Origin of the sequence: Paenibacillus sp. PL91 (genome assembly GCF_012935325.2) — a bacterium.
In the GTDB taxonomy this organism is placed as follows: Bacteria; Bacillota; Bacilli; order Paenibacillales; family Paenibacillaceae; genus Pristimantibacillus.
On the sequence record NZ_JABBYG020000023.1, the window covers coordinates 20167 to 33074 of the forward strand.

The window sequence follows — 12908 nt, forward strand, 5'->3', positions numbered from 1 at the left end:
TTATTCGATTGCGTTAATGCTCCAGAAGTAACAGGAATATTACACAGGAATATGATGAATCAATCTAATCGACTCACGGGAGTGTGATTTTATTGATTTCGATAAGCCTATGCTTAATTGTCAAAAATGAAGAGAAAACACTCGGACGATGTCTTTCCTCCATGAAAGGCATCGCCGATGAGATTATTATTGTGGATACTGGCTCAACCGATTCGACGGAGCAGGTTGCGAGAGAATTCACCGACCGAATTGAGCATTTTACCTGGATCGATGATTTCGCAGCAGCTCGCAACTTTGCTTTTTCTTTGGCAACCCAATCACATATTATGTGGCTGGATGCGGATGATATATTGAAGGAATCTGATCGCCAGAAGCTAATAAGCTTGAAGCAGCATTTAAACCCGGACGTTGACTCGGTTTCGATGGAATATCATCTGGCGTTCGATGAGTTCGGCAACGTCACCACTAAATTAAGGCGGAATCGACTTGTGAAGCGGGAGCGCGCATTTAAATGGATTGGCCCGGTACACGAATACCTAGAGGTGTATGGTCACATCTTGCATAGTGACGTGGCGGTAACGCATAGCAGCATTCGCCATGACAGTGACCGCAATTTGAACATATATGAGCAGCGCTTAGCCAAAGGAGAAATCTTTGCACCGCGCGATCTGTTTTATTATGCCAACGAGCTTAAAGACCATGGAAAGTTTGAGGCTGCCATAAAATATTACAATAAATTTCTTGCGACGGAAAAAGGCTGGGTCGAGGATAACGTGGCTGCCTGCAGCAGGCTGGCCGATTGTTATGGCGAGATTCATGATACGCGCAATACGGTCGATTCGATCTTTCGCTCCTTTCATTATGATAAGCCGAGAGCGGAATTTTGCTGCCGATTAGGCTATTATTTCATGCAGAGAAGTGAGCCAAAGCTGGCCATTTATTGGTATAAGCTTGCGCTAACGACAGAAAAGCCGGAGGAGAGCTGGGGCTTTGAAAACATAGCCTGCTCCACATGGCTGCCGAATCTGCAGCTATGCGTCTGCTATGATCGCATTGGCGAGTACGAAAAAGCGTATGAGCATAACGAAAAGGCGGCCATTTTCAGACCAACGGATGAGCGGATTTTGGCGAACCGCTCGTATTTAATGAATCGCCTTGGTAAGAAGGCTGATATATAAAAGATGCTTACGCAATGTTCCATCAATCGAATACGCACATCAGGCGACCGCCTCCGAGATATAGGGAGAGGGCCGCTTTTTTTGTTGATATCATGACTAGGCTATTGACAACAATGAAAGGCGGGTGTATATTACATTGTATAAAACTTAATTGCATGAAATTGATAAGACGTTGTTGGTTCTGCTGAAGAGAATAGAACAAGAGGATTTGGGTAATAAGAAAGCATGATGTCATACCAAATGACGGAATGAAGCAAACCCATGCCGTTTCTTTTGCAGCTATTCGAACAGCAAGAACGAACAAACAAACCTAATTGGAGGAATTGAACATGAAAAATCTATACACAGCTACAGTAACGGCGACAGGTGGAAGAGACGGCAAGCTCGTATCGAGCGATAATATTTTGAATCTTGAAGTGAGAGCTCCTAAGGAGCTTGGAGGAGTAGGCGGAGCGACCAATCCAGAGCAGCTTTTTGCGGCAGGCTATGCGGCATGCTTTGAGAGCGCGCTTAACCTAGTGGCTCGAATGAAGAAAATTAAAGTGGAAAAAACAGAAGTGACTGCACATGTTACGCTTGGCAAGGATGATGACGGAGGCTATGAGCTTGGAGTGAAGATGGATGTTTCGGTTGCAGGTGTAGAGCTGGATGTAGCTAAGGAATTGGTTGAAGCGGCTCACCAAGTATGTCCATATTCGAGAGCAACTCGCGGCAACATCAACGTGGAGCTTAATCATGTTTAATTCATAATCAACTGCTCATATCAAAAAAAAATCCGGAGACGATCTCCGGATTTTTTCTATGTTAGCGGACCTTTTATCGCAGCAGCGAAACCCAAACCACAGCTTGCCGTCAGCGTAAGCTGTGGATTCCATAGGCCTCGTTTGTGCTTTTATTTCGTGATGGACTGCTTGCCGGATAGCTCGATAGACTTCTGAACAAGCACGGCCATGGCATCGACACAATGCTTTGCGATCTCGCTCTGAATGGGAATACACGATAGCTCGGTGCATGCGATAATGACGCATTGACATTGGTCATGCTCCAAAAGATGCTGGATAATGCCTTCAAACTCTGAAGGCTCAACCGGCAAATTGCGTTTAACCTTATTGTAGATAATATCCATCACATGTTCTTGAACCTCTTCACTGGGCTCATGGAGCTGCATATTGTACTGATCGCAGCCTTTGCGGTATACACCGCTGCTTACGGTTCCATTCGTTGCTAAAATGCCGACCTTGCAGTGCTCGCCATATGCATCGTAGATCACTTTAAGCGACTCATCCACCATGTTGATGATGTTGATGCTGGTCATCTTCTGCATTTCGTCATAGAAATAATGGGACGTATTGCAAGGGATTGCAATATTCGATACGCCGGTTGCTTCAAGCAGCTTCAAATCCTTCGCGACCGCTTCGAGAAACAACTCGCCTTTCTGGCTCAATATGACACTCGTCCGATCGGGCAAAGTGGCATGATTGAGGATAACCATATTGATATGGTCCTGATCACGGTCTGCTGCAGTCTGTTCGATCACATGGTCAAAAAATACCGATGTTGCTTTCGGGCCCATTCCGCCTATGACACCTAAGCTTTTAGCTTCCATAGTTCAACCTACTTTTAATGAAGTGTTTAATTGATTGATAACCTTTTAATTACCGACAATCATAGCATGGCTTCCCATTTCATCATAGCTGTTAAAGAAACTGTCCGCATCGTAGGTCACTTGTCCCTTTAACGGGTTCATGACATGCACGATGCCGTCCTCGTAGCCATTAAGCACGACAACATGCAAATTAACTGGAGCCGAGTGATATTCACCCGTATCATTGAAGTACCAGCCATAATTCATTTTTGGCGGCGTGAGATCAAGCGTAATCCAAGTGACGACAGGAATGCCTTTATCAAGCTGCTCCATGATTTGCTCCCGCGTGCTCCCGCTTATATCAGCCGTGCTGCTGCTTCTTCCTATGGCATCAAAATACAGATTGGCCGCCTCTACGATAGGAGGAGCGAAGCTGAAAAATCCGCCTTTAAGCTGCCTTGGATCGCCTGCATATGCTTGGTATGGATCGGGTCCATAAAGTTTATTGTTCTTAGAGGAAAAAGGCTGCTTTGGCAAATATACGTCCGCCATCTCCGTCTTTGTAGCCTCATAGCCATAATAATTGAGTACAGCGGTTAAAGAAGTAATCTCGCAGCCATTAGGCAGCTCAGGCTTCTGCATAACGGTATCCACATCGATATATACCTTCTTAATCTCGATCGTGCCATCGTCTTTTCTCTCGAAATCCTTTACATGCAAAAGCACGGGATTGGTAACAGGAAGCTGCTGCTCGGGTGCATTCACCGTCAAGCGGTGCTCTTCCTCCGACAATTGATAGGGCGTGCTGACCTTCTGCTGCTTAATTGTATAGCTTGTGCCATAATCAAGCAAACTAGACGTTGCCTTGCCTGTTGCGTCCGTAGTCAATGTATCGATGACTTTGGTGCTGCCGGCAGCTGTAATCGTAAATACGGCGCCTTTAATCGGCTGTTCAGCAGCCTCATCCGTATTAACGATGGTAAGGGTACCTTGCTCGATCTTGGGTGAAGGAGCGGCGGTTGGCGTTTGCTTGGCCGTTTCCTTGTTTATTTTTGCAGCGTCTTCTTTATTAAACAACGTATAAACGAAAAAGATAATACCCAGTAACACCAGTAGCTTTACGATTCTCTTCATGATGGAGTTCCCTTTACTGTATCGCTGTATTAGTTGCTACAGTGCGTAGCGGTCATGGCAGCCTCGAATGCGCTAGCCGGTTACGCTTGCTCGAAGAACGTCTTGTGCCATATAAGGAATACGTATACCGTCCAAATATACCTGGCATAATTCTGCTTGCCCGAGTAATGAGCATCTAAATACTTCAGCAGCTCATCGGTATGAAAGAAAAGCTTAGCCCGGTCGGAGAGAAACATATCCTTCACGAGCTTATAATATTTTTCTTGCCTGAGCCAGTGTCTAATCGGTACGGGGAACCCGACCTTTGGCCGGTTCGCCCATTCATCTGGCAGCACTTCCTTCGCCGCCGTACGCAAGGCATGCTTCGTATTGCCCTTATGCACGCGATGTTCTGCGGGCAGCTTGGAAGCGAGGTCCATCACCATTTTATCTAAAAAAGGAACCCGCAGCTCAATGGAGTGCGCAAGGCTCATTTTATCTGCCTTAAGAAGAATGTCGCCCGGAAGCCAAAGCTTCAGATCGACATATTGCATTTTTGTAATATCGTCCTTGCCGCGCACATGTTTATATACTTCCTTTGTGATGCTTTGTACGGAAGGTCCATGCTTAAAGTCATCCTTCAATACGGCTATCGCATCAGCTTCATCAAACACATAAGCCTGTCCGATAAAACGTTCCTCAACACGCTGCCCGCCTTTTACCACAAAGGAGGTGATTCTGTGTTTTGGCAGCTTGCTGCCGAGTAGGGAGAGCGAACGCCTTACTACAAATGGCAGCTTTTTATATTTTTTCATGGCTGGCGTCGTGTCGTACCAATCATATCCACCAAAAATTTCGTCCGCGCCTTCGCCCGAGAGAACAACGGTCACATGCTTGCTCGCCAGCTCCGCTAAGAAATACAAAGGTACAGAAGAAGGATTGGACTGCGGCTCATCCATATGATATTGAATCGTTGGCAGCAGCTCGAAGCACTCATCGGCCGTAACCAGCTTTTTATGATTTTCGATGTCTAAAATATCAGATAATTCCTCAGCAAGATTCGTCTCGTTAAAATTCCCCTCGTAATCCTGGAAGCCGACAGAAAACGTCTTGTTTGGCTTAAGCAAGGCGGTAATATAGCTGGAATCAATGCCGCCGGACAAGAAAGAGCCGACTTTAACATCGCTAATCTGGTGATAATCAACCGATTCCTTCATCGTGCTTTTAATTTGGTCGACGTAATTGGCAAGGCTATTCTCTTCTGCCTCAAAGCTAGCGTCCCAATAGGGCTTAATCTCAAGAGACCCTTTGTTATAAATCATATAATGACCTGGCTTTAGCTTATACACGCCTTTGAAGAACGTCTCATCCATGACCGAATATTGAAAGGTGAGATACGGCTTTAGCGCATCCTTGTTCAGCTCTTTTTGGAAAGCGGGCTGCATTAAAAAGGCTTTGATTTCCGAGCCGAATAGGAAAGAGTGGTCCGATGTGTTTTGCGTATAATAAAGCGGCTTGATGCCAAAAAAATCTCTGGCAAGAAACATCGTTTCCTTATTCGTATCCCAGATCGCAAAAGCAAACATGCCCCGGAGCTTCTGCAGCAGCCGAACGCCGTACTCTTCATAAGCGTGAATGATGACCTCGCTGTCCGTATGGCTTACAAAGGTGTGTCCCTTAAGCAGCAGGTCTTCGCGAAGCTCCTGATAATTGTAGATTTCCCCGTTAAAAACAAGCACGCAGCTCTTGTCCTCGTTGTACATCGGTTGGCCGGCTTCTTCAGACATATCAATAATTTTCAGGCGCCGAAATCCTAATGTTACCTCTTCATCGGAATAGATGCCGCCGCTGTCGGGGCCTCTATGAACGATGGTATCCATCATATCTCTAATGATGGACACCTGATCAACGTCTGGACGACTGTCTGCAAAACCTACAAAACCACACATATGCAATACCTTTCATTTACTTTATTTTCAGGGCACCGTCACTTTGTTCTTTGTTTGATTTCCTTTACGATTTCCGTCTCATTAAAAGGAATTTCCGTCTTGCCGATAATTTGCGTCGTTTCATGGCCTTTGCCGGCGATTAGAATAACATCGTCTTTTCTGCTGATTTCAATCGCAAACGCAATCGCGTCTCTGCGGTCGACAATAGCCTCGTAAGCGCCATTATGCGCTTCGATGCCTTCAACTATTTCCCGGATAATAAGCGTATTGTCCTGCTCCTTCGGATTATCCGAGGTTATGACGGAGAAATCGGCGAACGTAGCGGCAACCTTGGCCATCGCTCTGCGCTTATCCGTGCCGGATTCACCGTCAGAGGCATAAACGCCGAACACGAGAATGATTCTGCCCTTGGCAAAAGGCCGGATCGTCGTCAAAGCCTTCTCCAGACTGTCCTCCGTATGCGCAAAGTCGACGATGATTTTGGTGTCTTCATCCTGATAAACGACCTCTAGCCGGCCTTTGATGCCTTCAACGGCAACAATCCCGTCCGCGATCTGCTGCAAGCTGAATTGGTTGCAATAAGCGGTTGCGATAGCTGCTAAGCTATTGTAAACGTAGATTGTTCCCGGGAGATTCACCTTAATAGCGATGCTGCCTTTTGGCGTGTTAACGGTGTAAGTCGTATAGTCAGCAAAATATTGAATGTCCGACGGATAAATGTCTGCTTCCTGCTCGATGGCGTATGTAAGGAGCCTTGGACCGCTGCTCTTCAATCGATCGATAAGGATTCTGCCGTACGGATCATCCGCATTAATGATGTTATAATCCGTCGTCATCGCAAATAATTTGGCCTTCGCTTCGAAATATTCCTCCATCGTGTGATGAAGCTCGAGATGATCTGGCGTCAGATTGGTAAAGATGCCGGTATTGAAGCTGGAATGAGCAACGCGGCTCAAATTGAGCGCATGCGAGGAGACCTCCATCACGCAATGCTTCATATGGGATTCGATCATATTGGCGAAGATGCGCTGCAAATTCAGTGACTCTGGCGTCGTATTTTTATTTTGGAACACCTTGTCGCCGATAACTGTACCGATTGTGCCGATAATGCCAAGAGAAGTTCCCGTTTGCTCGAAGATTGATTTCAGAAAATAGGTGGTCGACGTCTTTCCGTTTGTCCCTGTGATGCCAATTAGGTTCATTTGCTCCGTAGGACGCTGATAGAAGTTGGCAGCAATCCGGGCAAGCGCTTCGCGCGTATTGGCAACCTGCAGCACCGTTATATCAGCTTCGATTAGGACATCCTTCTCTACAACAATCGTGCTCGCGCCAAGCGCAATCGCCTTATCAATGAATTGATGCCCATCTACCGAAAAACCGGAAATCGCAACAAATACGCCATTAGCCTGAGTCTCTCTGGAGTCATAGGCTACGGAGCTTATTTCTATATGTACATCGCCTTTTATGAGCGTGTAATCAAGATCTTTCAGTAAAGAGGTCAATAACATCCGATCAGCTCCATTCTAGTGACCATTTCCTTTGTGTGCGGGTTATTTTCTTAGAAGCTTCTTCGTTAGTTTTCCGCCAATGATAGCAGCATAGGAGAAGGCCGGCTTAGGGTCCTTCCAATCCCAAATCGCATAAGCCTTAGGCTTAAACAACGATACGAATACTTGCTTCCACGTCAGCTGCCCCGTCTTGATATAGTCGCGAACGGCAAGCATGTCCTCATATCCGTACCAGAATACGCGGTTCGTATTCTCTTTGACGGCTTTGGGAGGCACAATGTTGCCGCCTGTCAGTTCTTGATAAGTAATCCAAGGAATGTTCACACCTACCTTATACAGCAGGTTGTTCAGGTTGGTGATTCGGCAATTGACCTCGATCAGATAAAACTTGCCGGTTTCGGCGTCCTTCTTGAACTCGATTTCCGCAAAGCCCTTCCATTTCATCTTCTCTAGGAAAGGAGCGCCGATATCGAACAGCTCCTGTACGTACCTTTGTCCCGTATAGACCGATGCGCCAAAGTTTATCGGATATTGGCGGAATTTCTGGCAGGTTACCCAGTGCGTTACTTTGGAATCTTGGTTTAAATAAGCGTCAAAGGTATACATGTGATCGTCAAAGCCTGGAATGATACGCTGTACGATCACCTCCAAGCTCGCTTCCTTTGCTTTTGAGAGTGCATCCTCGAGTTCAGCGCGGTTATGCACCTTGAATAGCTTCCTTCTAAATTTCGCGACGAAGGAAGGCGAATCGGTGGGCTTCACAATACAAGGAAACTTGATGATCTCGTCGATCTTTTCGAAGAAGCGGTCTTCATCCACTCGAACCGTTTCCGGTACGGCAACGCCGTTTTCGAGGGAGAGTCGCTGTAGTACTTCTTTATTCATCATATCTGAATATATGCCTGGAACGTCTTGCGGAATGAGATAATGCTCTCTCAGCTCCTCCAAATGCTCATCTATGACCTCCAGATAGGAATCATGGCAAGGAATTAGAACAGGAGGCGCGCTTTGCTTGCGGGCATAATCCTTCAGGAAACGAATGAAGGCAGCTGTATCTTCTTTATAGTGTGGAGAAATTAATCTCTCGGACGTATATTTTGAATCCGCGCCGTAGGTATCTTTAGTAGAATAATCAACAGCAACCGTATGTACGCCGTTAATACCAAGGCAACGAATCGTGCTTAAACCAATATAATAATTACAACCTAAAATAACTGCTTTATTATTCACAAAGGCACATCCCGACATCCGAATTTATGTTTATTTTATATGCAATACTTCATATGTTTTAAATAATTTTACTTCATAGTTTCTTATAATACAAATGGATTTATCCTCATAATCATGGACGGCAAGCGGTTTTTAGCGTCTATATAGGGGCATAGAAAAACAAGAGCAGACGCATGAGTTGCGCCTGCTCAATTAGTAGTAAAACGCTAGTAGTTAGTGCGATAAAATGGAAATATTTATTGTATTCGCCAACAGATTTATCTGTAATTCGACAACTGCAAAAGCATGCAGCCGCAACGATTTTTCGGGATATTTGTCGTTAAATCGCATAACGAAATCGTGCAGCATATAAGTAACTTGCCGCCCCATATTGATTTTCGAGCTGCTGTAAGTTATTGCTGACAATTGGCTGGAAGGCATAAAAATCTCTTTGCTGTCTCAGTAAACGAGAGAAAACGAGCGAGCGTAAAAGAGTTTGAGGCTTATCGACAGGATATATTTGGTATACATTTGGTATACATTTCACTGCAAAAAGTAAGGTGCAAATCACAAAAAAATGATGGTTTTGATTGTGCATATCATTTAGCATATGCGCACATTTAACTAGTCCCTTAAGAATAGAATGGTTAAATTCCCAAAAAATATTTGATTTTTTTAGTAATAAAGAACTATAAAATGGAACAAATAACTTCATTTTGTCGAATAATGCCCGAAAATTGTCTGCGTTCGTCGACAAGTTTTTACAAACTCCTTATAACTCAAAGAGTATAATAGATCCAATACCACACGAGTGCTAGATAAGGAGCGTGCCCCGAAGCGAGCTATGGACAAAAAACACTTGCTTATACAATTGCAGTCGCTGCGGCTAAAGCTTCATGAAATAGCCGAAGCACGCGGCAGTTTAACAGATCCGGATGTTCTGGCGATAAGCGAAGAGGCCGATCAACTTATTGTTGCGTTGCAGCATATACAAAAAAACGAAATAACCCCTATTACAATACGCCGCGACAATTAGCAGAGTCAGCTATCTCTCTCGCAGTCGACGGAAAAATTGCGTTAACAACGAAGCGCATTCAGGCTGTAAAATACCACTAGTGAGCTCCGTTTCATGGTTGAAACGGGGCTCTTGCAGTAAATTCATGAGCGTGCCGGCACAACCCGCCTTCGGATCCGTTGTTCCGTATACGACACGCTTAACCCGGGATTGAACAATTGCACCTGCACACATGGGACAAGGCTCCAATGTGACATACAACGTACAATCTAACAATCTCCAAGCGCCGATGCGTTCGCAGGCGTCACGAATGGCCACCATTTCAGCATGCGCGGTTGGATCAAACCGTGTTTCGCGCAAATTGTAGCCTCTCCCGATAATTTCATTGTTTCTAACGATAACGGCTCCGATAGGCACCTCACCGATTTGCTCAGCTTTATTGGCTTCTGCGATGGCTTCCAGCATCCAATTTTGATCTTCAAGCTCTCTATTCATAAACAATAACCCCTTTACAAAAAATCATTATACACCGAACAAATATTCTGTTGTTAACATGTGGTGGATAACTTTGTGGATAACTGACACGATATGCACATAAATACTCACAATTTATTCAGTACTGTGCACAATGGCTGTTAGTAATGTGTATAAGCTGTTAATAAAAACGTTTTCGAGTAAAAGGATGTGTCATTCATTGTCAATTAAGATGAAATTCTCCGTCTTGATTACGCTTATTGTGTTGACGTTTTTTATTTGCCATCATTTCCTAAACGAATATTCGATGATTCGTGATATGCGAGAGCAAGCACGTAATTCCATGAAGGATACCTCGATGCATATTGCGAATTCCTTCACCTCCTACGAGAATCAAACGGGAACAGGCTTTAAGCCTGTCGAAGGAGATCGTACCGGACCTGATCATATTTTTAACATCGTAAAATCATTAAATCCAAATATAAAGGAAATTACCGTATTTGAGCAAGACTCGTTGTCGGTTTCTTTCGGTGCCTACTCGTATATGGATTCAAAGACCGACCATTCCATTATAGCCGAAGTGAAGAACACAGGCTTTGTGCTTCGAAAAATGAAAATCAACGGCAAGACTTATTTTCGGAGCTTCTATTTTACGGAAAGCATGGGCAATTATATTATAAGCGTCGTCTATGATGGAGAAGGTATCCAGGATCGCATTAGTAAGGAACGCAATGATACGTTAATCTATACAGGCATCATTATGGTACTCGTGCTCATCATCAGCTATTGGCTAGTTGGTGTTATGATCAGGCCGCTCAAGGATATTTTGTGGAAGGTGAACGAGGTTTCTTCGGCTCGCTTCCAGCAGCCGATTCGCATCAAGCGGAAGGATGAATTTGGGCTGCTTGCGCTCAAAGTCAATGCAATGTCGCAAAACTTAAGCATTTATATGAACAAGCTGCGCAAAGCATTTGAGGAAAACCGGCGTATGAAGGAGCATTTGGAATCCTTTATCAATCACACAAGCGATGCCATTCATCTTAATGACTTGGACGGGAGGGTCATTCAGGTAAACCGCGCTTTCGAGCTTCTCTTCGGCTACGAGGAGGAGGAGGCGATCGGGCTCATCTATCCGATTCTTCCGGAATCGCACCGAGCGGAGCTGCTGCATACGCTGAACCAGCTATTATCGGGCAAGGTGCTGCCCGCGCAGGAGACGATGCGAGTCACCAAGTCGGGTGAGTTGATTCCGGTTAGCGTCACGATTTCGCCTATTCGGGATTCAGACGGAACGATTCGTGCCTTTGCCAGCATTTCAAGGGATATGCGCAGTCGCAACAAGATGGAGGAGCTGCTGCGCAGATCGGAGAAGCTCACGACAGTCGGGCAGCTTGCTGCAGGAGTTGCCCATGAAATCCGAAATCCTCTTACGACGCTGCGCGGCTTTCTGCAGCTGCAGCAGGAGAGCAAGAAGCTTGCGCTATCCCACGTAGCCCTCATGCTGTCTGAGCTGGACCGGATTAATCTGATCGTCGGAGAGTTTTTGATTTTGGCCAAGCCGCAAGCAACGAGGTTCGTAACCAAGGACGTGAGAAATGTCCTCCAGGATGTATTTGCACTAATGAACAGTGAAGCCCTGCTTCATAATATTGAGTTTCGTGTTTCCTTTACAGAGGATCAGTGCCTGATTTCATGCGAGGAAAATCAATTAAAGCAGGTATTCATTAATTTGCTGAAAAATGCGATTGAAGCGATGCCGGGCGGCGGGGAAATCCATATTCTTATTGCACACAAGCGTGAGCATATTTCAATTACAATAACAGACGAAGGCACGGGAATACCTGACGAGATCATACCTAAAATCGGCGATCCTTTCTTTACTGGCAAGGAGACGGGAACTGGGCTTGGCATTATGGTAAGCCAGCGGATCATCAACAGCCACCGCGGCACGATGGATATCAAAAGCCAGGTTAACGTAGGAACAACGATACATGTCATGCTTCCAGCTTTGAAAGAAGAAGCGGAGAACGGTATACTAGAACCATAACAATAGATCGGGCTTCTCATGGGTCAAGAAAGGGGGAACCTAAGTTGAAGCAAAGTTCCGGCACGGAGGAGTTAAGCAAGCCACGTTCGTCTCATGGCGGGGAAAGAGGCTACACCTCACTATTGGCTGGGGCAACCGGCCTAATTGGCTCTGCTTTGCTCAAGCAGCTGATCCAAGATCCGTTAGTGCGCAGCGTTACGGTTCTCACTAGACGCCCTATAGAGGTGACAGGGCTAGGCCGTGCAAACGAGCTTTCCAAGCTAAATATAATACTCGCATCTTTGGATGAGCTGGATGAGGCGCTGGAGCAGGTAAGCGCCGATGTTGTATTTTGCACGCTAGGCACAACGATAAAGATAGCCAAGACGCGAGAAGCGTTCCGCAAGGTGGACTATGAATATCCGCTTGCTCTGGCACGCTTCGCTGAGCGAACAAACGCTTCTTTATTTTCCGTCGTTACGGCAATGGGAGCATCCTCAAGCTCAAGCGTGTTTTACAGCCGGGTGAAGGGTGAGCTGCAGGATGCGCTTTCTGGGCTTAGCATTCCGGATGTTCATGTATTTCAGCCTTCTCTTCTGCTAGGTGAGAGGGCATCAGCTCGCCTCGGGGAATCCATCGGCGCTTGGGCTTCGAAAGGTTTGCGATTCGCCATGGTTGGCCCACTGCGCAAGTATCGGCCGATTAAAGGCGAGGATGTCGCGCGTGCAATGAACCTTGCGGCAAGTGAGACTATAATGAAGAAGGCTGAACGCAAAGAGAATGCGACAGCAGCTATGCATTATTATCCATCGGATAAAATTGCCGATCTGGCAGTACATACAACGGGGTGA

12 protein-coding genes are annotated in these 12908 nt (G+C 45.7%); 5 read left to right on the forward strand and 7 right to left on the reverse strand.

All coding sequences use genetic code 11. The features are described 5' to 3' along the window. The first annotated feature begins 92 nt into the window (after positions 1-92). Together HI950_RS30795 and HI950_RS30800 are read left to right on the forward strand one after the other, a co-directional pair. The gene (locus HI950_RS30795; RefSeq protein ID WP_169090228.1) at positions 93-1178 is read left to right on the forward strand and encodes a tetratricopeptide repeat-containing glycosyltransferase family 2 protein; all 1086 of its coding nucleotides are present in this window, start codon (positions 93-95) and stop codon (positions 1176-1178) included. Positions 1179-1507: 329 nt separating this feature from the next. Beyond that, positions 1508-1921, forward strand: coding sequence for an organic hydroperoxide resistance protein (locus tag HI950_RS30800; RefSeq protein WP_169090226.1), 414 nt, complete (start codon positions 1508-1510; stop codon positions 1919-1921). Positions 1922-2070: 149 nt separating this feature from the next. Here HI950_RS30800 and HI950_RS30805 read toward each other — a convergent pair whose 3' ends face one another. The 6 genes from HI950_RS30805 to HI950_RS30830 all read right to left on the reverse strand — a co-directional run bounded on the left by HI950_RS30805 (position 2071) and on the right by HI950_RS30830 (position 9299). Further along, complete coding sequence (locus HI950_RS30805; RefSeq protein WP_169090224.1) at positions 2071-2784, reverse strand: aspartate/glutamate racemase family protein; 714 nt, start codon at positions 2782-2784, stop codon at positions 2071-2073. Between the two features lie 45 nt (positions 2785-2829). Next, positions 2830-3897: a C39 family peptidase gene (locus tag HI950_RS30810; RefSeq protein ID WP_169090222.1), complete on the reverse strand. Its 1068-nt coding sequence runs from the start codon at positions 3895-3897 to the stop codon at positions 2830-2832. An 80-nt stretch (positions 3898-3977) separates the two neighbouring features. Further along, positions 3978-5825: an asparagine synthase (glutamine-hydrolyzing) gene (gene asnB / locus HI950_RS30815; protein WP_169090220.1), complete on the reverse strand. Its 1848-nt coding sequence runs from the start codon at positions 5823-5825 to the stop codon at positions 3978-3980. Positions 5826-5863: 38 nt separating this feature from the next. Next, positions 5864-7333 carry a UDP-N-acetylmuramoyl-L-alanyl-D-glutamate--2,6-diaminopimelate ligase gene (locus HI950_RS30820; protein WP_169090218.1) on the reverse strand — a complete coding sequence of 490 codons (1470 nt, stop codon included), beginning with the start codon at positions 7331-7333 and terminating at the stop codon, positions 5864-5866. A 42-nt stretch (positions 7334-7375) separates the two neighbouring features. Then, positions 7376-8563 carry a carboxylate--amine ligase gene (locus HI950_RS30825; RefSeq protein WP_169090216.1) on the reverse strand — a complete coding sequence of 396 codons (1188 nt, stop codon included), beginning with the start codon at positions 8561-8563 and terminating at the stop codon, positions 7376-7378. A gap of 319 nt (positions 8564-8882) precedes the next feature. Beyond that, on the reverse strand, positions 8883-9299 hold the full coding sequence (locus tag HI950_RS30830; RefSeq protein WP_169090214.1) for a hypothetical protein: 417 nt from the start codon (positions 9297-9299) through the stop codon (positions 8883-8885). Positions 9300-9386: 87 nt separating this feature from the next. Here HI950_RS30830 and HI950_RS30835 point away from each other — a divergent pair, with 87 nt between their 5' ends. Continuing rightward, entirely contained in the window at positions 9387-9578 is a 192-nt protein-coding gene (locus HI950_RS30835; protein WP_169090212.1) for an aspartyl-phosphate phosphatase Spo0E family protein, read from the forward strand. 9 nt (positions 9579-9587) lie between these two features. Here the strand turns inward: HI950_RS30835 and tadA are convergent, their stop codons facing one another. Next, positions 9588-10052, reverse strand: a complete 465-nt coding sequence (gene tadA / locus HI950_RS30840) for a tRNA adenosine(34) deaminase TadA (RefSeq protein WP_169090210.1) — start codon at positions 10050-10052, stop codon at positions 9588-9590. Between the two features lie 199 nt (positions 10053-10251). On the opposite strand from tadA, the gene HI950_RS30845 reads away from it, so the two are divergent. Together HI950_RS30845 and HI950_RS30850 are read left to right on the forward strand one after the other, a co-directional pair. Next, a complete protein-coding gene (locus tag HI950_RS30845) occupies positions 10252-12078 on the forward strand; it encodes an ATP-binding protein (RefSeq protein ID WP_223285621.1) in 1827 nt (608 codons plus the stop codon). 44 nt (positions 12079-12122) lie between these two features. After that, positions 12123-12908, forward strand: coding sequence for an NAD(P)H-binding protein (locus tag HI950_RS30850; protein ID WP_169090208.1), 786 nt, complete (start codon positions 12123-12125; stop codon positions 12906-12908).